The organism is Mucilaginibacter sp. P2_A5, from assembly GCF_056404995.1.
In genome coordinates, this window is record NZ_JBFUCY010000020.1 from 1 (window position 1) to 25,960 (window position 25,960).

The 25,960-nt window shown below is 42.8% G+C and carries 23 protein-coding genes and 1 pseudogene; 14 read left to right on the forward strand and 10 right to left on the reverse strand.

Features of this window, described 5'->3' with window-relative positions:
* Positions 1-196 (forward strand): annotated as a pseudogene (locus AC1DXF_RS18035) (IS110 family transposase); the annotation flags it as partial.
* A 172-nt stretch (positions 197-368) separates the two neighbouring features.
* Here AC1DXF_RS18035 and AC1DXF_RS18040 read toward each other — a convergent pair.
* From AC1DXF_RS18040 to AC1DXF_RS18050, 3 genes are all read right to left on the reverse strand, one after another.
* Positions 369-3,056, reverse strand: coding sequence for an alpha-L-rhamnosidase (locus AC1DXF_RS18040; RefSeq protein WP_477450120.1), 2,688 nt, complete (start codon positions 3,054-3,056; stop codon positions 369-371).
* A 267-nt stretch (positions 3,057-3,323) separates the two neighbouring features.
* Positions 3,324-4,133, reverse strand: coding sequence for an alpha/beta fold hydrolase (locus tag AC1DXF_RS18045; RefSeq protein ID WP_477450121.1), 810 nt, complete (start codon positions 4,131-4,133; stop codon positions 3,324-3,326).
* Positions 4,134-4,142: 9 nt separating this feature from the next.
* Complete coding sequence (locus AC1DXF_RS18050) at positions 4,143-5,459, reverse strand: GntT/GntP/DsdX family permease (RefSeq protein ID WP_477450122.1); 1,317 nt, start codon at positions 5,457-5,459, stop codon at positions 4,143-4,145.
* Between the two features lie 351 nt (positions 5,460-5,810).
* Here AC1DXF_RS18050 and AC1DXF_RS18055 point away from each other — a divergent pair, with 351 nt between their 5' ends.
* Together AC1DXF_RS18055 and AC1DXF_RS18060 are read left to right on the forward strand one after the other, a co-directional pair.
* Entirely contained in the window at positions 5,811-6,170 is a 360-nt protein-coding gene (locus AC1DXF_RS18055) for a response regulator transcription factor (RefSeq protein WP_477450123.1), read from the forward strand.
* A 1,077-nt stretch (positions 6,171-7,247) separates the two neighbouring features.
* Positions 7,248-7,619 (forward strand): response regulator, encoded by a 372-nt coding sequence (locus tag AC1DXF_RS18060; protein WP_477450124.1) that lies wholly within the window; start codon positions 7,248-7,250, stop codon positions 7,617-7,619.
* Positions 7,620-7,697: 78 nt separating this feature from the next.
* Here the strand turns inward: AC1DXF_RS18060 and AC1DXF_RS18065 are convergent, their stop codons facing one another.
* From AC1DXF_RS18065 to AC1DXF_RS18075, 3 genes are all read right to left on the reverse strand, one after another.
* Positions 7,698-8,072 carry a hypothetical protein gene (locus tag AC1DXF_RS18065; protein WP_477450125.1) on the reverse strand — a complete coding sequence of 125 codons (375 nt, stop codon included), beginning with the start codon at positions 8,070-8,072 and terminating at the stop codon, positions 7,698-7,700.
* A gap of 73 nt (positions 8,073-8,145) precedes the next feature.
* Positions 8,146-8,652 (reverse strand): GbsR/MarR family transcriptional regulator, encoded by a 507-nt coding sequence (locus AC1DXF_RS18070; RefSeq protein ID WP_477450126.1) that lies wholly within the window; start codon positions 8,650-8,652, stop codon positions 8,146-8,148.
* 121 nt (positions 8,653-8,773) lie between these two features.
* The gene (locus tag AC1DXF_RS18075; RefSeq protein ID WP_477450127.1) at positions 8,774-9,850 is read right to left on the reverse strand and encodes a hypothetical protein; all 1,077 of its coding nucleotides are present in this window, start codon (positions 9,848-9,850) and stop codon (positions 8,774-8,776) included.
* A gap of 315 nt (positions 9,851-10,165) precedes the next feature.
* Between AC1DXF_RS18075 and AC1DXF_RS18080 the strand changes: the two genes are divergently transcribed.
* From AC1DXF_RS18080 to AC1DXF_RS18125, 10 genes are all read left to right on the forward strand, one after another.
* Positions 10,166-13,285: a tetratricopeptide repeat protein gene (locus AC1DXF_RS18080; protein ID WP_477450128.1), complete on the forward strand. Its 3,120-nt coding sequence runs from the start codon at positions 10,166-10,168 to the stop codon at positions 13,283-13,285.
* Between the two features lie 36 nt (positions 13,286-13,321).
* Positions 13,322-15,190: a porin family protein gene (locus tag AC1DXF_RS18085; protein ID WP_477450129.1), complete on the forward strand. Its 1,869-nt coding sequence runs from the start codon at positions 13,322-13,324 to the stop codon at positions 15,188-15,190.
* 33 nt (positions 15,191-15,223) lie between these two features.
* Positions 15,224-16,354 (forward strand): HU domain-containing protein, encoded by a 1,131-nt coding sequence (locus AC1DXF_RS18090; protein WP_477450130.1) that lies wholly within the window; start codon positions 15,224-15,226, stop codon positions 16,352-16,354.
* Positions 16,351-17,064 (forward strand): MotA/TolQ/ExbB proton channel family protein, encoded by a 714-nt coding sequence (locus tag AC1DXF_RS18095; RefSeq protein ID WP_477450131.1) that lies wholly within the window; start codon positions 16,351-16,353, stop codon positions 17,062-17,064. The genes AC1DXF_RS18090 and AC1DXF_RS18095 overlap by 4 nt, the downstream gene beginning before the upstream one ends.
* On the forward strand, positions 17,061-17,462 hold the full coding sequence (locus tag AC1DXF_RS18100; protein ID WP_477450132.1) for an ExbD/TolR family protein: 402 nt from the start codon (positions 17,061-17,063) through the stop codon (positions 17,460-17,462). The genes AC1DXF_RS18095 and AC1DXF_RS18100 overlap by 4 nt, the downstream gene beginning before the upstream one ends.
* A gap of 134 nt (positions 17,463-17,596) precedes the next feature.
* Complete coding sequence (locus tag AC1DXF_RS18105; RefSeq protein WP_477450133.1) at positions 17,597-18,415, forward strand: energy transducer TonB; 819 nt, start codon at positions 17,597-17,599, stop codon at positions 18,413-18,415.
* Between the two features lie 126 nt (positions 18,416-18,541).
* Complete coding sequence (locus tag AC1DXF_RS18110) at positions 18,542-19,849, forward strand: bifunctional folylpolyglutamate synthase/dihydrofolate synthase (protein ID WP_477450134.1); 1,308 nt, start codon at positions 18,542-18,544, stop codon at positions 19,847-19,849.
* A gap of 603 nt (positions 19,850-20,452) precedes the next feature.
* Positions 20,453-21,439, forward strand: coding sequence for an L-glyceraldehyde 3-phosphate reductase (mgrA, locus tag AC1DXF_RS18115; protein WP_477450135.1), 987 nt, complete (start codon positions 20,453-20,455; stop codon positions 21,437-21,439).
* A gap of 356 nt (positions 21,440-21,795) precedes the next feature.
* The gene (locus tag AC1DXF_RS18120; RefSeq protein WP_477450136.1) at positions 21,796-22,773 is read left to right on the forward strand and encodes a Gfo/Idh/MocA family protein; all 978 of its coding nucleotides are present in this window, start codon (positions 21,796-21,798) and stop codon (positions 22,771-22,773) included.
* Between the two features lie 70 nt (positions 22,774-22,843).
* Positions 22,844-23,347 (forward strand): hypothetical protein, encoded by a 504-nt coding sequence (locus AC1DXF_RS18125; protein WP_477450137.1) that lies wholly within the window; start codon positions 22,844-22,846, stop codon positions 23,345-23,347.
* 68 nt (positions 23,348-23,415) lie between these two features.
* On the opposite strand, the gene AC1DXF_RS18130 is transcribed toward AC1DXF_RS18125, so the two are convergent.
* Entirely contained in the window at positions 23,416-23,592 is a 177-nt protein-coding gene (locus AC1DXF_RS18130; RefSeq protein ID WP_167516215.1) for a DUF6496 domain-containing protein, read from the reverse strand.
* 174 nt (positions 23,593-23,766) lie between these two features.
* Here AC1DXF_RS18130 and AC1DXF_RS18135 point away from each other — a divergent pair, with 174 nt between their 5' ends.
* Positions 23,767-24,126: a VOC family protein gene (locus tag AC1DXF_RS18135; protein ID WP_477450138.1), complete on the forward strand. Its 360-nt coding sequence runs from the start codon at positions 23,767-23,769 to the stop codon at positions 24,124-24,126.
* A gap of 214 nt (positions 24,127-24,340) precedes the next feature.
* On the opposite strand, the gene AC1DXF_RS18140 is transcribed toward AC1DXF_RS18135, so the two are convergent.
* From AC1DXF_RS18140 to AC1DXF_RS18150, 3 genes are all read right to left on the reverse strand, one after another.
* Entirely contained in the window at positions 24,341-24,673 is a 333-nt protein-coding gene (locus tag AC1DXF_RS18140; protein ID WP_477450139.1) for an MGMT family protein, read from the reverse strand.
* Positions 24,674-24,795: 122 nt separating this feature from the next.
* Positions 24,796-25,446 carry a tRNA (guanosine(46)-N7)-methyltransferase TrmB gene (gene trmB / locus AC1DXF_RS18145; RefSeq protein ID WP_477450140.1) on the reverse strand — a complete coding sequence of 217 codons (651 nt, stop codon included), beginning with the start codon at positions 25,444-25,446 and terminating at the stop codon, positions 24,796-24,798.
* Positions 25,447-25,511: 65 nt separating this feature from the next.
* On the reverse strand, positions 25,512-25,958 hold the full coding sequence (locus tag AC1DXF_RS18150; RefSeq protein WP_477450141.1) for a hypothetical protein: 447 nt from the start codon (positions 25,956-25,958) through the stop codon (positions 25,512-25,514).
* Between the last annotated feature and the right edge of the window lie 2 nt (positions 25,959-25,960).

Genomic DNA, 25,960 nt, shown 5'->3' on the forward strand with positions numbered 1-25,960 from the left:
AAAACAGGAACTTAACCAGGCAGCCAAAACGGCAATGCAATATGATCCAGAGATAAGGGCATATGCAGAGCGAAAAATGAAAAGTAAGGATTACGGATTGGTATTGAACAATATAAAATTCAAGCTGATCTTACGAATGTTTTCCCTGGTGAAAAGAGGCGTAAAATATGTGGAAAACTATAAAAGGGCAGCCTAAAAAATCTTTTTTGAATTAAATTTGGAATTATGCTAAACCTAGAATACGAACGAGGTACGAGGAGAAATCTTAGGCGCCTTGCATTCCGATGGACTTGGTGGAATGCAAGGTGTCTAAGATTTCTCCTCACCCCGCCCATACAACTCCACCGCAGGCTCGTTCGAAATGACAATTAGAGTACTGCGGGACTTATTTTAAACTCATAGCTACCTGCCACCGCCTTATATTCCTTGCCAATGGATTTACCTGATAAGGTAACTTTACCCGCAGGGAAGGTGATACTTGCCGTTGAATTTGCCGGTACAATTACTTTATAAGTAACACTGCTCCCCTCCCGTTTCCATGATGATAAAATTTTGCCGTAAGGGCCATCATGCGTGGCGGTAAACTCATTTAAACCAGGCACAAAATGCGGTGCCAGGACCACGTTTTTAAAGCCGGGCTGATTTGCATCGGGCTGAATGCCTGCAATGCCTTTGTACAGCCAGGCGCCAATTTCGCCAAACATAATGTGGTTAAGGGAAATGTCGGATTTGGCATCAATCTGCCAATTTTCATATAGCGTAGTTGCTCCGTTCACCATCCACCAACCCCATGAAGGGAAGGTTTCCTGCGATGCTATTTTGTAGGCTACATCGGGATAACCGTTATCACTCAGTGCGCTTAAAATGGCCTTAGCGCCAAGAATACCTACATCCAGGTGGTAATTATCGGCTGCAACACGGGCGGCCAGGTTGGCAGCTACTTTGCCTTTTAAATTATCGGGCACTACGCCCCAAAATAGCGGAACGCTCAACTCTGTTTGCAGACCCTGTCCGTACATACCGGTTTGCGCATTGAGGTACTTGGCATTGATGGCATTTTTTATTTTTGTAGCGAGGGCTGTATATTTCACAAAATCAGCCTGTTTACCCAAAATTCTAGCTGCTTTGGCCAAAATATTGGCATCTGTGTAATAATAAACCGATGAGGTAAGCTCAACCGGCGAAACAGATTTCACGGGCACCCAATCGCCAAGGCCCCAGGAGGTGAGGCCCGTTGGGTACAATTCGTCAATATGGTTTACATATTTTTCGATGCTAGTATAGCTATCGGCAAGTAGCTTGCTATCACCATAAAACAAGTAAATATTCCAGGGGATGATGGCGATGGTGCTTGTCCAATCCGGGCCGTTGCCCCATTCGTAGCCCCAGCCGCCGGTTGGTATAATAGAGGGCAATACGCCGTTGGGCTGTTGCTCATCGCGGTGATCGGCCAGCCATTTTTCGTAAATGGTTATGGCATCAAAATTATACAGGCCTGTTTCGCTGGCTATGTGGGCATCGCCTGTCCAGCCGTTTTTTTCGCGTTGTGGGCAATCTGTCGGGTAGCCAAACAGGTTGCTCAGGTAGCTATTATTGGTGGCACTCCAAATTTGATTGAGGGTTTGGTTTGATGAGCTTACCTGGCCTACCGGCTGTACATCGCTGTGCATAAAGTAAGCTTTCAAACTTTCTTTGGTGAGCTGGATGGGCTTGCTGCTGCTTACCTCCACATACTGAAACCCTTTATAGTTAAACTTAGGCATAAAGGTTTCTTCGCCTTTGCCGCCAAGGATAAAAATATCTGTCTGGAAAGGGTCCTTATCATCAGTTGGGCGGTAATGCAGGTCGATATTAGATTGATCTACATGGCCATTTTTGTTGAGGCGTTCGGCGTGTTTCAGGCGGATTACAGTGCCCGAATCGCCTTTAACAGTAATCTGGCTTACGCCGGATATGTTACGGCCAATATCAAAAACCCACAGGTTGTCATCAATTTTGGTAATGGTTTTGGCAGGTATCTCCTCAACATTGCGGATAGGCTGCAAGCTTTGCGCCACAATATTTGCTGATGGGGCTGAGCGGTTGATTACGTTTTTCCAGGCCGAGTCGATAAAATCGGGGGTATTCCATCCGGGCTGCTCCTTGCGGGCATCGTAGTGCTCGGCGGTGTAAATGCTGTTGAATACTACGGGGCTCAGGGATGTTTTCCACCGGGTATTGGATGATATGGTCTCGGTAGTGCCGTCGGTATAGGTTACCCTTAAATCCATACAAAAGGCTGGCCTGCCGCGCCACGGCGCCTGGTGAAAATACCATACTGCCGTGCTTTGGTGATTGTACCAGCCATTCCCCAGCAATACACCCACTGCGTTTTTACCATTTTGCATGTTAGCGGTAACATCATATGCTACATACAGCGTGCGCCTGTCAAACCGGGTATACATTGGGTCGAGCCGGTGGTTGCCTATTTTTTTACCATTGATGTAAAGCTCATATAAACCGGCCACCGCAATATACGCCCTTGCCGATTTGATGGCTTTGCCCACCTTAAACGTATTACGGAAATATGGTGCCGGGTTAACCGCAATACCTTTGTTATCGCTTATCCACGATCCTTTCCAGTTGCGCATTTCCATCATACCGGTTTCAAAACTGGTAATTGCCGATGGCCGTAGTTTTTTACCGGCCTTGTCCCACAACACCACCCTCCAAAAATATTTGGTAAATGGCTGCAGTGCCTTGCCGTTGTAGGTAACCAGGCTGGCGGCCGAAACCACTTTGGCCGTTGCCCAGCTATCTCCTCTGCCCGCAGCAACGGCCACCGAATCGGCGCCTACCACCAATTGATATGCGGTTTGGGCGGCGCCCTGCTGGGTATCAGCCATTTGCCAGGTTAAGCGCGGGTGTTTGGCATCGATACCTATAGGTGCAACCAGGTATTCGCACTTCAGGCCTGTAGTTACGGGCATTTGTGCAACCGCAACCGCCGAAATTTTAAACAAACAAATAAACAATAAAGCAATGTAAAGCGCAGGTTTGCGTAAAGATTGTTTCATATTAAAGAGGACTATTCGGTTTATAAAAGCAGTAAAAGCTTTTAGCAAAATCATGGGTAAATATTACTGAAAGCATACGCTTAATGTACAACCTGCAATGTAAAATGATATTTTTATTTGGGCGTCCTGAACTGTCTTGAAAAATACAAATCGAACAATCCTCACAAAATTAAATAGCCAAAAAAAAAATCAGTATTATAACAATCCCTTTAGCACCGGCCAAACCCTATCCGCTCTTTCAGTAGTCAGTAGTGCACTACTCAAAGTTCACTTAAAAAACTCCATTACACTGGCCGAGAACTGTATCGTTTTTGAAGCAGCGTTATGGTCGCCAGGCACATAACTCAGTTTGGATGTCTTGATCATTTTATGTAATGCTGTTTCAGATCCACCGTCATGATCTTCTGTGCCATTTATCAACAATACCGGAATTTTCACTTTAGCTAATTCCTGCGGACTTGTTGAAGGCTGATATTTTTGTTGCAAAGCCAGCGCCGGTACATCAAAAGCTGGGTTACTGTGGATATATTTTACCATACCATCCACATCATGAAAACTGGTATCGCCCATCAAAGCTTTATATGCATGAACGCGTCTTGGCCATTCGGGATTGGTATAAGCATCGCCCATACCGCCCATTACCAATTTTTGTACCCGCTTATCCAACACCAGTAACCGCGATGCGATGATAGACCCGCGCGAATAGCCCACCACATTATATTTTTTGATGCCCAGGCTGCTTACCAGTCCCATTATATCTTTAGCCTCAGCATCATCTGCGTAACCGGCATCGGTATGCGGCTTGTCTGACCGTCCGTTGCCCCGCTGGTCGAGTAGGATCACCTTATAACCGGCGGCAACCAAATCCTGGTAAAGATGCCCGTTTTTCCAGCCCTGGCCGGTGCCCGAAAACCCATGAATGAGCACAACCGGCAGACCGTCGCCCTTAACCTCGTAATAAATTTTTACACCGTCGGTCGCTGTATAAAAGTTCCCGGCCGTTTCCTGCCCAAAACAGGCAAGGCCAGGGGTCAGTATTATTAACAATACAGCTATTAATTTCTTAAGCTTTTTCATTGCCTAAAGTTACTTTACAAACTGGTTAATAACTAATACTCCTGCCAGGCCTGTTATCGAAACCAACGTTTCCATTACCGACCATGACCTTATGGTATCTTTTATACTGATGTTAAAATATTCTTTAAAAAGCCAGAAGCCCGAATCATTAACATGCGAAAACGCCAGGCTGCCTGCGCCTATAGATAGCACCATTAAATTAGGATCAACATGACTTTTGGTTACCAATTTTACCAAAATGCCCGCCGCTGCAAGCCCGGCCACCGTTGCCGATCCTAAACTAACACGAATAATAGCCGCTATAACCCAGCCTAAAAGCAATGGCGGCAGGTTCAGGGCCTTTAACTGATCGGCAATCTGATCGCTGGCGCCGCTGGCGGTTAAAACTTCGCTTAAAGCCCCCGAGCCGGCGATAATAAGCAGTATGAGCGCGATATCCTTAACAGCATCAGTGTAATTACCGGCCAGGGCGCTCATTTTTTTTCCTTGCTTAATGCCCAGCGTAAAAGTAGCCACGAGAAGCGCAATCAGCATCACGATGGATGGATCGCCAAGGAAAGCTATCAATTTTACCACAAAAACATCCTTGATACCCAGGTACGGGAACAAAGCCGAGAGCATTAACAATATTACCGGCAGTAAGGCAGTAAGAAAACTATTTAGAGCACCAGGCAGCTTTTCTGCCGGCAACTCATCGGCCCTGAAGGTGGCCAGGGGTTCGGAGGGTATTTTTTTTAAAAAACGGGCAAATAAAGGGCCGGCAATTATAATGGCCGGTATGGCTATCATTAACCCATAAAGAAAGGTTGTGGCCATGTTGGCATGAAACATGGCTACCAATGCCGACGGCGACGGATGCGGCGGTAAAAAACCATGCGTAACCGATAATGAGGCCAGCATAGGCAGGCCAATATAAACTGCGGGCAGTTTATATTTGTAAACTACCGAAAATATAAGTGGTACCATTAATACAAAACCAATTCCATAAAAAAGCGGGATGCCGATGATAAAACCCGCCGAAACCAGCGCCCATTGTATATGCTTTTCGCCAACGGCCTTAACCAATACCTCGGCTATTTTTTGGGCTGCCCCGCTAACTGCAACAAGCTTGCCCAACATGGCGCCCAGGCAAATGATAATAAGCAATTTGCCCATGATATCGCCCATACCTTTTTGTACCGATGCCATCAATTTATTTATCGGGATGCCCAGCATTAACCCAGCGGCTATAGCAACCATAAGAAAAGCTACAAAAGGATTTACCTTGCCCCAGCTTACCAATAAAATAAGGAGGATAATACAAATAAGGATAATTGCTAATACCATTACATTAAACTGTTAATTGGCACTCAGGCCAAATGCTGTCCGACTAAAGTAACAACATTATTTGATTTAAGCTTTTATGCAAACTGATAAATTTATAAAGATAACAGCCTTTAATTATTTGTTTAAAAACCGGCAAAAAAAACAGACACCTTCTTTTTCTTAAATAATTTAATTAAAACAAAAAAAACCAAAGCCTTGTTCTTTTTTTATGTCACTCTATAAAAAATGCTTAGGTTTGTATGCTGGCGTACCGTTAAATAATAGGCCCCTACTGTTATTCCGTAATTATTCTACAGCATTAGTAAAAGATACTTTAATACATTTAGGCCCCCTTCACTTTTAACGTTTACTATGTCAAAGCGTATTTTAGTATTGGATGATAATCAGGACATTTTAGAAATTGTTCATGAAACACTCACGTACGAACAATTTGAAGTACGCAGTACCTCAAACAGTGAAGATGTATTGCCACTGATAGAAGAGTTTGCCCCCGACCTTGTTATATTGGACTATCGCGTGGCCGGCACAAACGGCGGTGAAATTTGCAAAACCATTAAAGTTCATCCCAAGTTTGGGAACACTCCCGTTATTATATTTTCGGCTTACTTAAGTAATGACGATCACCTTTTAAATTACGGTTGCGACGGCATCATCAATAAGCCTTTTGACCTGGCTGAACTTGTAGAAAAAGTTAACAACCTGATAAAATAATTGCCCGGCTATTACGCCTTGCAGTTCGCTACTTTAACCGAAACCCCGCAGCTTCCCGTTCGTTTTTTTTTCGCGTTTTAACAAGAATTTAAAAAGATTGTTTAAACCAAGATCCTTTTTGAAAAAAAATCATTTTTATAGCATAAAAATAAAAATACAATAATAAAGACCCAGAATGATTGAAATATTGATAACAATCATATCTTTGTGATAGTAAAAAACTAAACGATAAATAAATACAATAAACCCCTGATTGTATTATGGTTGTACAAATAAATCCTCAGCAAGGTGCAAAAGCACCACAAAAAAAGAAGCTGCTGTGCCCAAGATGCAAGGCAGAACTCGAAGACAGGATCCCGAGAGGTTTTTTTGCAAGGCGTTTTTTATTTTTCCTTCCTATCAAAAGATACATTTGCTATAGGTGCCAACGCAAAAGACATGTACTTTATTGATTTGGTTAAAAAAAATAACCAATAGGATATCAAAACTGACTTATTGGTATTATTTAGAAGGAGACTACTGTTTTATATAGGCTATGTTGTAAATTGGCTTCCCTATATTACTATGGCAGAAGATCAAAACATTAGCGTAAAACCAAGAAAAGTATATTATTGCTCAAAATGTGGAAGTCCTTTCCACTTTAAAATGCGCCGTGGCTGGTTTACAAAAAGGGTTTTGTTTTTTTTACCCATAAAAAAGTATTTCTGTGCTAAGTGTAAAAAGGCAAGTTATATTTTTGCCAGGCAGGATGAAGATTAGTTTTAAGTCTTTAATCGGAAATTCAAGTCAAATTTTATCGGTTTCTTACTTAGAACCAAAATTTTCGGCTGAAGGCTAATTGTAAATCATACCAGGTTCAGTACAAATTATTCCTGTTTTCACAACAAAACTTATCTTTTTATTTCGTCATACCGGGTGCTTTTATGCTCATTTTACATTAATTTGAGTATAAGCATAATATTACATTGATTTAAAACCACTTATCAGGCTAATTTGGTATAACATTTGCTTGTCTTCAACGTAAAGTTATTAATTAATGATTAATAGCAGTTTTTGAAGATACTAAAAGACGATACCATGAGACGGATATTAGCGGTTGATGATGATAAGGACATATTGGAGGTTTTACAATACATACTTGAAGAATCGGGCTATGAGGTTGAAACACTTTCAGATGGTCATTACCTTTTTGACAGGATCAGGAAGCATCATCCCGACTTGATTTTACTTGATATTATGTTGGGCGGCTTAGATGGGCGCGAGTTATGCAAACACATTAAAGCCATGAAAGAAACCCATAACATTCCGGTTATCCTGATCTCGGCAAGCCACAATGTTTCTGACAGGTCGCTCCAGACCAACGGCGGCCCGGATGACTTTATAGCCAAACCCTTTGACATAGATGTATTGTTACATAGCGTGAAAGCACAGCTTAACCAAGCGGCTTAATTGCAAAATAGCAGGTTAGCCAATGGCGCCCTGCTATAACAAGTATACATGATGCTTAAGCACCTGTTTCCATTATATTTATTGAATATTTACATTAAAAGCCTTATCCCTTTTTGCACGGTTACGTAGTTTAAAAAACACAACCAGGTTTAAAAAGTGCATGCCGCCCAAAATTAAAATTATCCATCCCAACTTATAGCTTAACACCTCCACTACCACCTGCGTGCTACCTATGCTTCCTGTTTCTTTCAATGCCAGGCTCATGTAGCCAATATTAACAAGGTAAAAGCCAACTACGAGCAGTTTATTTACAGAGTCGGCCAATTCATTATTGCCGTGAAAAATATCCACCAAAAAAATACGCCCATTTTTAAAAAGCACTTTGGCAACCCAAACGGTTAATGCAATGCTTACCAGCAGGTAAACAAGGTAAGTTAAAATAAAGTAGTTCATGATTTTGTGATTTACTGTGTATATTATTTATTGTATTTTCAGGATAAATTGAAATTTGATCTCAAAAAAAATGTTACTTGAACATTTTAAATATCGACCCAAAAAACCAACTTTCTTCGGCTTTCAGCATGGTATCTAAGGTTGTATTTACGTTTTTGGCCAATTTATTAATGTCGTTTATTGATGTTTTAAAGGTTTTATAGGCCGGATCTTTTTCATCGCCTTTAACTTCGGTTAGCTGGGCCAGGATCTTCAGCACCGGGTCAAGCTCGCGTTTCTTACGCTCTTCGGCCACACGGCGTGCAATTACCCAGGTATCTTTTTCGGCATAAAAAAACTCTTTCCGTTCGCCGGTTTTGTGTTGTTTTTCAACCAGGCCCCAGTCAATCAAATCGCGCAGGGTCATATTGGCATTGCCACGCGATATGCTCAGTTCGGCCATCACATCTTCGGTTGTCAAAGCCTCGGGCGATACCATCAGCAAGGCATGCACCTGCGCCATAGTACGGTTTATGCCCCACTCCGAACCCAACTTTCCCCAGGCTTCAATAAATTTAAGCTTCGCTTCTGCCAATTCCATGCACAAATATAGACAAGTTTTTAAACTTTCAAAAATAAATGAAACGGAAGGCAGTATCAAGTAGTTAGTATCAAGTATCAAGACAGTTGCATTGAGTTGCAGGGTTTGGTTACCAACTACCTCAAAAAATCTTGATACTTGATACTTGCGACTTGATACTTAAAAACTCTTTATCAATCTTCTTATTCCATTCCTCCTGCACGCTTACATTAAGCCCATGGTTTGTTTCGTCATCATATTGCTTTTGCAGGTCGTTCATTTCCCTGAACGAATCGAGGTAGTCCACGTTAATCGGCCCGTCATAATTGTCGACCGTAAGTTTTTCTTTGAGCAAATGTTGCTTAAAATGCTCCATCACCAGCTTTACTATATCAAAGTGCCTTTGTTCGTGATTTAAATTATAAGGGGTACGGCCTCCATCCTTTACCCAGCAAGCGCTTTTGGGCAAATATGGTTTTAGGCTTATGTGCACGTTAATTATTCCCTTAACAACCTCCACATGCTCTCCATAAGCTATACTTGGAAAAACTTCGGCTTCATATTTACTGGCAAGGGGCCTTTGCTGAAAATCGTCCCATGTTAAACGCCGCTTAGCCGAGTAGTAAATGGTGTCGCCTTCGGGCTGCTCGGTATAATCGCTAAAAATAAGTTTTACTCCTTTGGCCAGCTTAATATTACCACCAGCCTGCTTATTTATCCAGCTATTAAAATACAGCAGGCCTGCCCGTAACGAATTACTTAACAAACCGCCTACATCCATTTGCTGCCCTGTGCCCCTGGTATAGTTTGTACCTCCGCGGTAATCAATCAGCCGCAGGTCATCATCCTCCTTTTTTAACCAAAATGATAAAACAATACTCAATTTGCCTTCAACTTTACCTCCGGGCTGCAAAGTTTCATCTACCATTAATTTTTTGATGTGGATAATAACCGGCCTTAATGTTTTATCGGGCGGCAGGCTTTTGCTTACATATTCTTTAACTGCCGATAGCGTGCCTCCTTCCAGGTCGGCCATGTATTTGGGTGTGGCCGGGGTTAGCCGCGTAGCAGGTAAAAGCCTGGCTACAGCACTGCGGTCGTCCCGGTCATCTACCACCCCGGCAATGTAAAACTCGTTGGCGGGCAACAAAAATTGCCCGCTGCTTAAAACAATTGGCCCGTTTATTTTTTGTGCATTACAAATCAACGGAAAAAACAAAATGGCTAACAGGTTAATCTTTTTACTTACAAACCGATATATCCCAATCGGCACCAAAACCAAACAACATACACACACAAACATATTATTCAACACGTTTAAAATTTAAAAAAATTGCGGCTACTTATGCTAATTGGTTATTTTTGGTTCAACATCCGTGGCTGTGGATCAATCAACAATTTTAAAGTTTTCCACACACATATCATCTTTAGTATTACCTTCGTTTTATAAACGTGTTTTCCACATTTGTTAACTACTTGTGTTAATTAGCCATTTTCGTTTCGCTATTTTAGCACCATCGTTAGTATGCGCTTTATGATCAAAAAAAGATACATCCCCCTGCTAATTCCTGTTTTTATAGCTTCAACCGCTCTGGCACAGCAAAATCCATCTACCCAGGTTTACCGCTCTTACCATACCGCCATCGACCTGATGAGTAAAGGAAAATATGCATCTGCCGCCGAGCAATTCCGGCTATTGGAGACTGCCAGGCTTAAAACTACCAACCAGCCCAAGTTCGAGTCGGATTTGTCGCTGGTAAAAGAAAACAGCCAGTATTACGAAGCCTTTTGCGCCCTTAATCTTAATAATGATGATGCCGAAAGCATGTTTCAGCGTTTCATCAAAGAGCATCCCGAAAACCCGCTTACCAAACTGGCTTATTTCCAGATAGGGAAATCATATTTTAAACAGGGCAACTACGAAAAATCAATTGAATGGTTTGATAAAGTACAGGCCGGCGAACTTAACGGCCATGATAATACCGAGTACAAGTTCCGCAAAGGCTATGCTTATTTTTCGTTAGGTAATTATAAAGAAGCCCAATTGCTTTTTGCGGAAGTAAAAACCAAAAAAACCGAATTTACCGAAGATGCTACTTATTACTTTGCTTACATAGCCTATCTTAACAAAGATTATCACCTGGCATTGGTAAACTTTGAGCGGCTAAAAAAATCAAAGAAATACGAAAACAGCTATCCCTATTACATTTCGGCAGTTTATTTTTTAGACAAGCGCTATGATGATGTAATAAGCTACGCGGTACCAATTGTTAACAACACCCACCAGCAAAACGAGACCGAAATGCTGCGCATTATTGCTGCATCGTACTTTGCTAAGGCCAATTTTGACAATGCCGTTAAATACTATGGCCGTTTCCAGGACCGCGACCAGGGCCGCACCCAAAACACCCAGGACAGCTACCAGATAGGTTACACCCTGTACAAAGTAGGCAATTACGGCCAGGCCGCAAGCGAGCTTGAAAAACTGGTGGAGCAAAAAGATGTATACAGCCAAAACGGCAACTATACCTTAGGCGATGTTTTCCTGAAGATGAACAACAAGCAAAGCGCACGCAACGCTTTCCTTAACGCATCAAAGCTTAATTATGATAAGCAACTGCAGGAGGATGCGTTGTACGAGTACGCCAAGCTATCGTACGAGCTCGACTTTAATACCGACGCCCTTGCCGCTACGCGTTTATACCTTAAAAACTATCCCCGCTCGCGCCGCATTGATGAGATGAAGGTATTATTGGGCGAAGAATTGTTAAACTCCCGCAATTACAAAGAGGCAGTCGAAATATTAGAGCCTATTCCTAATAAATCGCAAAGCGCACAAATAGCTTATCAAAAAGTTACCTATTACCGGGGATTGGAATTTTATAACGAGCGTGCCTTTGAAAACGCCATAGGTATTTTCCTCCGCTCGCTGAAAAACCCTATCGACCCAAAAACCGCGGCCCTTACCACTTATTGGATGGCCGAGGCTATGTACGAAGTACGCAAATATGCCGAGTCTGTTGAAACCTTTGAGCAGTTTTTGGATATGCCCGAGGCTAAGGAAACCGAAGTGGCCAACTATGCCAACTACGCCGTTGGCTATGCCGCTTTTTATGGCGAGCAGTATAAAAAAGCCGCTAACTATTTTGAAAAGTTTTTGGCCGGCGACGTAAAAGATGAGAGCACCCAAAACGATGCGGTAACCCGTATTGGCGATAGCTACTTTGTGCTTAAAAGCTATGGCAAAGCGCTTGATTATTACAACCGCATTATTGCCAGGCATAACCAGGGCGAAGACTACGCATTGTTTCAGCGTGGGATGATCCAGGGGTTACAAGGCTCGTTGGATACCAAGATAAGCACGCTGAACGATGTGCTGAACAAATTCCCAAATTCTGACTATGCCGATGATGCGTCGTTCGAGATAGCTTATACTTATTTCCTGAAAACAAACGGGGATAAAGCGAAGACAGATTTGCAGGCGATGATCCAGAAATATCCGCGCAGCAGCTATATTCCGCGGGCGCTGGTTACTATTGGTTTAATTGATTACAATGCCGGTAATGATGACCTGGCAGTTGAATCATTTAAAAAAGTGATCCAGGATTATTCATCGACCGATGAGGCTAAACAGGCGCTTAAGCAAATAGAAAAAATTTATACAGATAAAGGTGATGCCCAAACATTTATTAGCTATGCGGCTACCACGCCAATAGGTAACTATACCGCGGCCGACCAGGAAAGCATTATGATAACTGCTGCCAACAACCTTTATTTAAAAAACGACTGGCAAGGTGCCTTAGGTGCCGTAAACGCTTACTTTGATAAGTTCCCGGGCAAACAGATTTACGAAAAGCAGGCAAGATTTATAAGGGCGCAAAGCTTAACCAACCTGAACAGGACGCAGGAAGCCGTAGTGGATTATAACCTGATATTAAACGACTGGACAAGCGCATACAGCGAAAAATCATTAATAGCAATGGCCAAGCTCTACATCAGCCAGCAAAAATATAACGAAGCAGTAGTATTCCTGAAACGGCTGGAAACCAATTCAGAATATAAGGCCGATTACACCTTCGCTATTAATAACCTGCTGCTATGCTACGCCGAAATGAAAATGCCGGATGATGCGCTAAACTATGTGAAACTGGTTAGGGAAAATGATAAAACCGCCCAGGAAGATAAATTCCGTACAGGTTTATACGCAGGTAAGGCTTATTTGCAAAGGGGCGATACAACCACCGCCATTAAGGAATTAAACTACACCATAACCAATACCAAAACAGTTGCCGCAGCCGAAGCTAAATATAATGTAGCACTGGTTGAGTATTTAAAAGGCAGGTACAAAACATCGCAAAAAATGTGTTTTGACCTGGCTAAGGAAATGCCGAACTATGATTACTGGGTAGCTAAAACTTATATTTTATTGGCCGATAACTACAGGGCGCTTAAAGATAACTTCCAGGCCAAAGCAACCCTGCAAAGTATTATTGATAATTATAAGGCAGATGATGATATACTGCCAACGGCCAAGCAAAAACTGGATGTACTAAATGGTGGCAAAGCAAGCAAAAACGCCGCGCCTGTAGTACCTGATACCAGCGATGATAAAGCAGCGCCGGCAGATACCACCAAAACGCCGGCTCAAAACTAACAGGATAACGAAGAGTAATATAAAAGAAGACAAGCAATGAACTTAAGATACACCTATACGCTGCTTACCTTAATAATAGCATTATACTTTGTTCCTGCACAAGCGCAAACAAAGAAACCCGCTAAAAAGGCAACAGTAAAAACCGCCAAAGCCAAGGCGCCTGCAAAAAAAGCTACAGCAAAACCTACGGTTAAAAAATCTACAGATGCCGGAACAAAAAAACCAGGCAATGTGGTTAGCAAAGCCAGCCAGGATACTACCAAAAAAGGCGGCGCCAACGCCAATAACCCTGCAAACGGGGGCAGCTTATCAGAAGAGATTGTGGTAACCACAGCTTATAAACCGGTTTTGGCCGATGCGGTAAAAATTCGCCGCAACCCCGACCTGGAGGATAAAGTACCTTTTAAAGCGCCCTTAGCCTATGCCCCGCTGGATAAAAAACTGGAGCAGGATTCGGAAATTAAGCGCCTTGATGCCCAAAAAAGACCCGCCGAGCAGGATTCGGTATTGCTTAACAACTATGTTAAAGCAGGCATTGGCAGCATGAAAACCTTGTTTGGAGAGGCCTATTTTGGCAATGGCCGCGACCAGGCCCTGCAGGTTGGCGGTTTCCTGAAACACCTTTCGCAATCGGGCTCATGGGATAAGCAAACCGAAAGTAAAGACGAAGTTGGTGTGTTTATCAAAAGCATCAATTCAGAAAATACCATTAGCGGCCGTATCAATTATAAGCGCCGTGGTGTTTATTTTTATGGCCATCCCGATTCTATTCCCTTAACTTTTAACCCGCAAAAACAATATTTTAATGATATCAGCGGCGAAGTTGAACTGGTCAAAAACTTTAAGGATGTTGAAAACGACTTTACCTACGCGGTAAAACTAAACGGTTATTCATTTGGCGATGCGTTTAAAGCGCGCGAGAGTAATATTATGCTTTCGGGCTTTGTAAACCAAACTATTAAACAGTTTTACACCGGCCTTGGCGCTTCGGTTGATCTGGCCAATCCAAAAGATAGTGCTTACAACTTAAACAACAGTATCCTGCGGTTAAACCCTTATATCAAATTCCAGGGCACCAATTATAAAATAGACGCGGGTGTAACGATAGCTAAAGAATTTGGCGATTTTGACCGCTTTTTTGTATTCCCGGCCGCAAAACTGGAATACCAGGTAATCCCCAAATATGTGCGCTTGTTTGTTGAGGCCAAGGGCGATGTAAACCGCGCATCATTACGCGATTTTGCAAATGTGAACCCATATATCAACCAAAATATAAAACTTCAAAATTCGGTGGATCAGCTGGACATCAGCGCGGGCTTAAAAGGCACATTGGCGCCGGGGCTTAGCTTCAAAGCGGCTATATTTCGCAACAGCGTGAAAGATATGGCCTTATTTGTAAGCACCCAAACCGCTCAAGGCTATAAATTTGATGTGATATATGATAAAGGCCGGTCGCGTGTAAGCGGTTTTAATGGCGAGCTTGACTTTAAAGCAACCGAAGATGTAAACATTTTTGGCCGTGTTGAGTTTAAGGATTATAAAATGGCGACAGAAGAACAAGCCTGGAACCTGCCTAAGTTTTTGTTGACGGCAGGTACCGCCATCCATATTAACAACAAAGTAAGCATTACCGGCTCATTATTGATAAGGGGAACCGCCTATGACAGGCCATTCGGCATAACACCAGGGCCGTTGGGAACTCCAACGCCAAATACAACCCTGTTAATGAAAAATCGCGAAATTGCGTCATTTGCTGATTTAAATGGCGGTGTTGAATATCGTGTAACACCGGTTATTACCGTGTTTGCACAGGCAAATAACATTTTAAACTCAGGTTATCAAAACTGGATATACTATCCTAACTACGGATTTAATATCTTTGGCGGCGTTGGTTTCTCGTTTTAAGATATCAACTTGTAGTAAACCGTATTTTAGCAAATGGATATAGCCAATTACTTAAGCGAACTATTAGGCCGGCAGGGCGAGATAAGCGTGCCTGGCCTTGGCCATTTTGTGCATGTACGTGTAAGTGCCTGGTATAACGATGCCGAGCGTAAGTTTTACCCGCCTGGTTATAAAATACAGTTTGACCCGCAAGTTGCCGATGGTGATGATACCTTAACAAAATATATAGCCGAAAAGAAAAAAATTTCGCTGGCGTCATCTAAATACTTTACCGATAAATACATCAGCTCTTTAAAACAAGAGGCAGCTTTACAGGAAGTACCTTTTGCCGATTTGGGTTGGTTTTTTATGGATAAAGGCAAAATAGCCTTTAAATCAAAAGTAAGCAACACCGATAACGCTTCTTTTTATGGGTACGGACCTATCAGCATAAAAAAGATAAACCAGCCCGAAGCAACCGAAATTCCGGTTCAAACGCCCGAACCTGTTCAGGTGCCGCCAATGCCGCCCATACAAGTGCCTGCCGATGATTCGGCATTGCCTCCAGAGCCCATGCCACTGCCGCGGCCAATCCGTGAAATCCTATCGGAGGAAACTGTTAATCAACCCGAAGAATATTTTGACGACGAGCCGGAACCACGGCGCGGTATAAGCGCCTGGGCGATTATATTGATAGTTATAATCATTTTGGCCAGCGCCGCTTTAACTGTTTACAAATTTAAACCACAGTGGCTGCATCTGAACAAGGGCCAGGAAACGCAACTGCAACCGGAACCAAAGGCAACTCCTGTTACAAAAAGCGATACCGATTCTGTAAAAAAAACGGCACAAACGGCCGACACTACAGGGAAGGCAATTTTAAAACCTGATTCGGCGTTAAGTAAAGCGGCAGCACCGGTTAATGATACCCTTACTCGTGTACGATATGAACTTTTAGCCGGTGCCTTCAAGAAAAAGGCTGATGCTCAAAAGACTATTATTCAATATAAAAAATTAGGATTTACTGCCCACATACTTGAAAATGTGCCGGGCAGGCTTTTTAAATTAAGTTTAGGTACTTATTTTGTACGGGACGAAGCTGTTGATGCTAAACAAAAAATTGTTTCTACCGGAAAAATAAGCGACGATAAAATAACAATACAACCATACAACCCTAAAAAATGACATTATTATTAATACAGGCAGTAACAGATACAGCAAAACACTTAGCAGATACCGCTAACCACGCAGCCACTCAATTAACGCAGCCCGCAGAAGATTTACGTTTTGGCGACCTGCTGATAAAAGGGGGCTGGGTTATGATACCTATAGGCATACTGGCTGTACTGGGGCTTGTTATATTTTTTGAACGCTATTTCACCATCCGCAAAGCATCCCGGAATGAGTCGAACCTGATGATACAGGTACGGTCGAGCATCCATTCGGGCAACCTGGAATCGGCCATCGCTATTTGCCGCAACAGCAATACACCATTGGGCCGCATGCTGCAAAAAGGGCTGCTGCGCATTGGCCGCCCGATAAAAGATATTGAAGGCGCCATAGAAAACATTGGCAAACTGGAAGTATCCAAACTGGAAAAAAACATTGGTATTTTGGGCATTGTAGCAGGTATAGCGCCGATGTTTGGTTTCCTGGGCACTATTGCCGGGGTAATTAAAATTTTTTACGATATTTCTAAAACAGATAACATCAGTATGGGTGTTATATCTGGTGGTTTATATGTAAAAATGGTAACATCTGCCGCCGGTTTATTTGTGGGTATTGTGGCCTATGTGTGCTACCATATTTTAAATATGATGGTTGATAAGGTGATCCTGAAACTGGAAACTGATGCCATTGAATTTATTGACCTGTTAGAGGAGCCAAGCAAATGAATTTAAGAAAAAGACATAAAAGCGCATCGGCCGAGGTACACACCTCGGCTATGAACGATATCATGTTCTTCCTGCTTTTGTTTTTCCTCATCGCGTCAACGGTTACCAATCCAAATGTGGTTAAGCTGGTTTTACCAAAATCATCAAGCGGGCAGTCTATCTCCAAAAAAACAATCAACGTAGCCATTACCAAAGATTTGGTATACACCGTTGATAAAAAGGTCGTCCCGGTAGATAAACTGATGGACGAGTTATCAACCTATAAATCGATGGCAAAAGAATTAACCATTGTTTTATCGGTAGATAAAACAGTAGCCATACAAGATGTGGTACAAGTATTGGATATAGCACAAAAATTAAACATAAAACTGGTTTTAGCAACGGAACCGAAGGGATAGATAGTATCAAGTAGTAAGTATCAAGTATCAAGACTTTTTTAATTGGCATACAATGAATATTGTAGCAGTCTGATACTTCCCCGATACTAACAAAGCGTTGTCTTGATACTTGATACTAAATACTTGATACTAAAATGGAATACAGGGAAGAGCAAAATAACTATCCAAAGGCGTTTTTAGCAACGGGCATTATTATGGCTGTGCTGATGGCGGCATGTTATTTTATCGTGTTTAAAAACCCGCCAAAACCAGAAGATGGCACGGGCGGGATATTGGTAAATTACGGTACTGTTGATGAAGGTATGGGCAATGATTATATGAGCACCGAAGAGCCTTCTGTGGCCGAAAAAGCTAATCATACCAAACCGGATAAGGTTACTCCTGCCCCGCCGTCCGAGGACAAGCCAACGCCGCAGGCCAGCGAAAAAACTGTAGTTACCCAAAACACTGAGGATGCGCCCGAAGTTGCCGCGCCAACAAAAAAACCAACAACTGCTGTGGCTACGCCACAACCTACTAAAGCGGTTGCAAAACCTGTAGTGAACCAAAATGCCCTTTATAAAGGCAAAGCCACAACCGGCACCGGCGAAGGCGACGGAACAGGCAATAAACCGGGCAACCAGGGTAAAACCACGGGCACTACGCTAACTAACAATTATAACGGAACAGGATCTGGTAACGGCGGCAACCTTAACATGGCCCAGCGTAACTTTGTAAGCCGCCCATCCGTAAGCGACGACAATCGCCAAACAGGCAAAATTATGGTTGATATAAGGGTTGATAAAGATGGCAACGTGGTATACGCCCGCGCCGGCGCCCGAGGCACCACCATTACCGATGCAGCGCTATTACAAAAATGTGAAGACGCTGTAAAAAACTCCAAGCTAAATGCCCTCGATTCGGCACCTGATACTCAACAGGGCACGGTTGTTTTTGTGTTTAAGGTAAATTGATTTCCAGTTTCCAGTTTGCAGCAGGCAGTTTGCAGTTCGCACCTCCAATTAATAGTTTTGCAGCAGATATAATTACTGTACCCAAACTTACTGCAAACTGCTAACCAATAACTGCCAACTACACAAATGAACTACCAGCAAACCATCCAATACCTATATACCCAGCTCCCCATGTTTACGCGCGATGGGGCTTCGGCATATAAAGCTAACCTTGATAATACCATCGAGCTTTGTAAACGGTTGGAAAATCCGCAGCACAAATTCAAAAGCGTTCATGTTGGCGGTACCAATGGTAAGGGCTCTACATCGCACATGCTCGCTGCCGTATTGCAAACCGCGGGTTATAAAACAGGCCTGTATACATCGCCCCATCTTAAAGATTTCCGCGAACGCATCCGCATTAACGGACAAATGATAAGTGAGCAAACGGTAATTGATTTTGTGGCCGACCATAAACCCGATTTTGACGACATCCGACCTTCTTTTTTTGAAATGACCGTAGGACTGGCATTTGACGTTTTTGCAAAAGAGCAGGTAGATATAGCCATTATTGAAGTTGGACTGGGAGGCCGGTTGGATTCGACCAATATTATCAACCCGTTACTTTCCATTATCACCAACATCGGTTGGGACCACATGAATATCCTGGGTAATACGCTGCAACTAATAGCAGCCGAAAAAGCAGGTATTATTAAACCTGCCGTTCCGGTTATTATCGGCGAAAATCAGCAAGAAGTGGCGCAAATCTTTATCGACAAAGCCCGATTAGCCGGTACTGATATTTTATTTGCATCTGACATTTGGGAAATTGAAAACTCAAAAATCAAAAGTCAAAAAGAAAACCTGCTCGATTTAACCGCCACAAAAAACTCACAACTCACAACTCACAACTCACAACTCGCCATCCAGCTCGATCTTACCGGCTCATATCAGCTCAAAAATGTAAAGACTGTGTTAACTGCTATTGATGAGCTACGTATTCAGGGTTTTAATATTAGTGATGATGATACTCGTACAGCCTTATCGCAAGTAAAAACTCTCACGGGCTTACATGGCCGTTGGGAAACATTAACCGAAAAACCCCTAACCATTTGCGATACCGGCCACAACCCCGATGGCATACAGGAGGTTTTACAAAACATTGCATCTGTCAATTACAAACACTTGCATTTTGTGATAGGCATGGTGAATGATAAGGATACCACCAAGGTGCTAACCATGCTGCCCAAAAATGCCACCTACTATTTTTGCAAGCCTGATATCCAAAGGGGATTGGAAGCTGAAAGCTTAAAGCTCAAGGCCGAAAGCATTGATTTGCAGGGATCAGCATATATATCGGTTAAAGAGGCGCTACTGGTCGCTCAAAATAACGCGGGCGATGATGACCTGGTTTTTGTGGGTGGGAGTACTTTTGTGGTAGCGGAGGTTGTGTGATTCAGAATTTGCAGAATTTGAAAATTTACAGAATATAAAAACTAGCCGAAGTCCCCGAGCCTGTCAGGCTGAATGATAAAATTTCGCAAAATTCTGAAAGGGGAAATGATAACGATTTAATCCCCAATGTCATGCCGAACTTGTTTCGGCACCCCACATGCTAAGTTTACTCCATGCGGGCCACCTGTCCTGTGGGATCCTGAAACAAGTTCAGGATGACTTCCGTTTTACAACTTGTCATGGGTAGTCTGTCGAAGACTCGCGTGGAAAGACCTTTGCCCGCTATTGTTCAACGGGCTTATAATGACAGCCCTCTTTTCGCCATCATTCCCGCTTCCAGAATTTCACGATTTTTTTCAACTCAATATGGCGGGTTAATTCTTCTTTCCTGTTGCGATTTTTCAAATATGACAATTCGTAATTTACTGATTTTCAGATAGATAATATTCCCCCTGTTTCACTTGTTGCACAACACAACAGCTTGAAACAGAAATGATTCTGAAAATTCTTAAATCCTGCAAATTCTGATCCAGACAAAATATTCTGATTAAAATTCTATTTTTACTCCTGATAAAACCATCTCTATCCTTACCTTTTATATATATGACATATCTACCATCTGCAGACAGATACAAAAAAATGCAATACCGTCGCTGCGGCAATAGCGGCATTAAATTACCGGCTATTTCGCTGGGCCTGTGGCACAATTTCGGGCACGTTGATGTTACCGAAAACTATCGAAAAATTTTGCACCTGGCTTTTGATAGCGGCATTACCCATTTCGACCTGGCCAATAACTACGGCCCGCCGCCTGGCTCAGCCGAAGAGAATTTTGGCCGTATTTTAAAAGAAGATTTCCGCGGCTACCGCGATGAAATGATCATCAGCAGCAAAGCCGGCTACACCATGTGGGATGGCCCTTATGGCGATTGGGGTTCAAAAAAATATTTAGTGGCGAGTCTTGACCAAAGCCTTAAACGTATGGGCCTGGAGTATGTGGATATATTTTACCACCACCGCCCCGATCCTGAAACACCGCTGGAAGAAACTATGGCAGCGCTTGATCTCATCGTTCGCCAGGGGAAAGCTTTATATGCAGGTATTTCCAACTACCCTGCCGATCTTGCAGCTAAAGCCATTAAAATATTAAAAGAATTAGGCACACCATGCCTTATCCACCAGCCCAAATACTCCATGTTTGAGCGTTGGGTTGAGGGTGGTTTAATGGATGTGCTGGGCAACGAAGGTGTGGGCTGTATCCCTTTTTCGCCATTGGCACAGGGGATGTTAACCAACAAATATTTACACGGCATCCCCGAAGATTCAAGGGCGGCAAAATCAACAGGCTTTTTACAGGCATCGCAATTAACAGACGAACGCCTGGACCAGATAAAACGCCTTAACGACCTTGCCTTGCTGCGCGGCCAAACACTGGCCCAAATGGCATTGGCCTGGTTGCTGAAAGATAACCGCGTTACATCGGTACTGATTGGCGCAAGCCGCGCCGAACAACTGGCCGATTCATTAAAGGCGCTGGACAATATTGTTTTTTCGGCCGATGAACTGGCGCAGATAGAGGCTATATTATAGGCCCCCTAACCCCCTGAAGGGGGAACAATAATTAGATTATTAATTAAAAATATAGTTTCTTAAAACCCTCCTCTGAAGCTACTGTGTGTACACATCTCTCTAAGTAAAGAAAATTGTCATTTCGATAGAGCATGTGCGGGGTTGTGCGGGAGAGCGAAAGAGAAATCTTATACGATTTGCATCGTACCGCGCAAGTTGGCAAGCATGACGTATAAGATTTCTCCTCACGCCAGCGCTCAGAAGCCCTGCCTGTTCGTTCGAAATGACAACGTTTTCATTTAGTGATACGATCCTAAAAGATGTGTACACACAGTAGCCTATAAAGGGGAGAGTTAGAGGGACAGAGAGGGATTCCTATGGCAACTATTAACTGGGGTATAATTGGTTGCGGCAACGTAACCGAACTTAAAAGCGGGCCGGCATTTAAAAAAGTGGCCGACAGCGACCTGATAGCCGTTATGCGGCGCGATGCGGCAAAAGCAGCCGACTATGCCAGTCGCCACCTGGTAGGCAAATGGTACAGTGATGCTAATAAAATGATGGCCGAAGCCGGTGCAAACTCCATCTACATTGCTACTCCCCCGTCGTCGCACCTGGAGTATGCTTTAGCTGCCCTGGAAAAAGGTTTTAATGTGTATGTGGAGAAACCTGTTACCCGTAATGCCGATGAAGCCAGGGCTATGGCTGCTGCCGTAAAACAAAGCAATTCAAAACTTACCGTAGCGCATTACCGCAGGGCGGTGCCTATGTTTTTAATGGTGAAGGATTTGCTGGATACACAAAAAATTGGCGATGTACGCACAGTGCAAATCCGGATGTGGCAAAGCCGCAAGCCAAAACTGATTGCCGAAAGCGAAGCTAATTGGAGAGTGCAGCCCGAGTTTTCGGGCGGTGGCTATTTTCATGACCTTGCCCCGCACCAGCTAGACTTGATGCTATATTATTTGGGCGAACCTGAAAAATATCATGGCTTCTCGCTCAACCAATCGGCATCATCACCGGCCGACGATCATGTTTGCGGCCAAATCCAGTTTAAAAATAAAGTGGTAGTCAATGGCTCCTGGTGCTTTAACGTAGCCGAGAGTTTAACCACCGATACCTGCGAGATCATCGGCACAAAAGGGAAAATAACTTTCCCGTTTTTTGGCAATTATGTGAGCTGGAAAACGGATACAGAAGATGAAACCGTAACTTTTAAGCACCCGCAACATATTCAGCAGCCGATGATCGAAAAAGTTGTGGCTTACTTTAAAAACGAAGGCCCTAACCCCTGCTCCATTGACGAGGCTGTTACTTTAATGGACATTATGGATTCATTCACTAAAACTAAATGAGCAATAAATCCTTTATAAGGAAGTTTGAACATAAGTACTATGTTCATTTATTAAACACTGCAATTAAAATATGAAACGAATTCTGTCTCTGGTTACCATTATTACAGCTTTTACACTTACAGCAACGGCGCAAAAATTTGATGTGCCCATGCATTACGAACTACAAACCGACGCCGACTTTGACATGTACGAGCAACAGGTTATAAACACTGCCGACTGGCTGCAACAAACCGGCTGGAAAGACAAACGCGAAAAAAGGCAGGCGGCCCGCTTATTTATTTTAGCCTGGGTACAGGGCTCGCACAGCGTTTCGGTATCCATCAATAAAGCTGTAAATAGCCTTAGCGATCTTAATCCCGAACTGTTATTTACTTACACTTCGCAATACGCCAAATTTGCTTTACAGCATAAAACCGATTTTGATAAAAACACGGCCAACCTGGTAGCATTAAGAGCAATGCTATCCAAATACAGCGTAGAAGAATCGCACAAAAAGGATGAGGACGTTGAAAAACTGATAGAGATTAATAAAGAAGGCAACCTGGCCAGCTGGATAGCTACCGATTTTAAGTAGCCATTTTAATCAATTATAACAACAAAGCCATCAATCTTTACAGTTGATGGCTTTGTTGTTTTTAAATATCAGCTTTTCTTTTTAGGCACCTTTGCGCCCTCTTTACGTGCTTCTGATAAACCAATGGCTACGGCTTGCTTTTTGCTGGTCACTTTTTTACCGCTGCCACTCTTAAGTTTACCCTCTTTCATTTCGTGCATGGTTTTCTCCACTTTTTCACCTGCTTTTTCTGAATACTTTGCCATAACATTTACTTTTAGATAGATATTTTAACCAAAGCAAAATAAAGGCCAATTTTAACAAGGAGTTGGCTGTTTACAATTTTTAGCCGATTTTTGGTTGTAAGCGATTGCCACGCAGCCAGTCCGAATAATAAGAGCAATTAGCCTACGCCAAATGATACCCTTTCTGAATATTCAATGATTAATTTTAAACGTGCCGACCATTTCCAGATTGTCGTTCCGCCCGAAAGGCTGGAGGAGGCAAGGATTTTTTATACCGATATTATTGGCCTTGAGTTCATTGAGCGGCCCAAGTTCAGATCGAAAGGGTATTGGTTTAACATTGCCAATATTCAGCTACATTTAAGTACCGAAGAGGCCATGCCCCGCACATCAAGGCACAACGCTTTCGAGGTGACCGATATTGCTGCGGCACGTAAGCATTTAGAAAGTCACAACGTAGAATTTATGGAAGAACCCGTAATCCCCGGCAGGGAACGGTTTTCTTTTATAGACCCATTTGGGAACAGGATAGAATTATTGGAGATGGTTAAATAATATTATTATGAGCCACAGTTTCAGACAAGCCAAATTCGATTTCACACTGATTCTGTTTGCCTCTATATTTAGCATCATTATTCCAGTCGGAATTTGCTGGTTAACTTACAAATGGTTGAAGGGAAAAAACAATCCTGTAATGGCAATTATAATTCCTGTTATAGAGCTTTTTACCATACTGTGGGTCTATTACATCATAATTCAAACCATTAACCTATAAAGCCAACTCAATATTCGGGTCCCAATACACTTTTTTAAAATCCTGCACCTGGTCGTTAGCCACTTTCACACCTTCACTTTCCAGCATTTCCTGCATCGTATTACCGCCAAAATGAAATTTTGCGGTAAGTAAGCCCTGCCTGTTTACAACCCTGTGTGCCGGTACCGGCGGATTAGCCCTGCCTGCAGCCTGCATAGCATAACCAACCATCCTCGATGAACCTTTGGTGCCTAAATAAGCGGCGATAGCCCCATATGATGTTACTCTGCCTTTAGGTATTAGCCTTGCAACCTGGTATACTTTATCAAAAAAATTAATATCGTCCATTTTAAAAAAGCTTAGAGCCGAATGCTTAAGGCTAAAAGCTTTAAGTCACCTGGTATTATTATTGGCACATTTTGGCTTTCAAAGCTTTAGGCCTTCGGCTTTAAGCTTTTAGCTTTTAAACGCTATTCAAACGAAAACTTAAGGTAATTAATGTTCTTGTTATCCTTCAAATATTTTTTTTCGTAGTAGGTTTTTATTGATAGCACTTCATCGGCATAGGGCGAATGATAGAGATCTTCTGTGCGGATGTGTAGTTTTAATTTTAACTCTTCAATCTTCTCGACCGTGTAGGCATGCAAGCCATCGTTATCGGTTTTAAGATTTACGCATCCGGAGGGTTTCAGAATTTCGATATATTTATTTAAAAAGCGTGGAGAGGTTAATCGCTTTTTTTCGCGGCTTAACTGCGGCTGAGGGTCAGGAAAAGTGATCCAGATTTCGTCTACCTCTCCATGGGCAAAATAATCCAGCAGGTTTTCTATCTGGATGCGCAAAAAGGCTACGTTGGGCACACCATCTTCAATAGCGGTTTTGGCGCCACGCCAAATGCGGTTGCCTTTATAATCAATGCCAATAAAATTTTTATCGGGAAAAAGCTGTGCCAGGTTTACCGTGTATTCGCCTTTACCGCAGGCCAGCTCCAAAACTACCGGGTTATTGTTCTTAAAAAAACCGTTGCTCCATTCACCTTTAAAAGGCTTGCCGGCATCCAACTGTAATACATTGCTAAAGGTATCAATCTCTGCAAATCGTTTTAACTTATCTTTTCCCACTCTATAAAATAAAGTGCAAAAATAGGTTTTTCTGTTAATTGAGTGGGATGGTGTTTAAAATAGCTTTACACTACTGCGCCGGCAGCAGGCTTTTTATAAGGCTCGGGTTTATAATCGTCCTTACTTTTCTTTTTAGTAAACTTTTCAAAAAGGCCTTTTACTGTGCCCCAAACGCCCGAAACAGAATCTTCATTAACGTAATTCGACGCTTTTTGCGATACCAGGCCCACTAAGGCTTTAACCAAAAAATTAGATTTCCTAAACAACGTTTTATTTAAAGCAAGCGGGATGACAAACCTTGATACCAGGTTTATAATATCGGGATGAAAAAGGCCTGGATTACGAATGCCATCGCTATCAACAGAACGCGGAAACAACGACATAACAGATGAAAATATGGCCGAAGGGCTGCTGACCCTCGCTTTTAAAGCCACGCTTTGCTGGCTCTCCAATGCTTTGAGCCGGAAAATCTCGTCCTGTAAATCGTTTATACTTCTTATCTGGTAGCTCATGA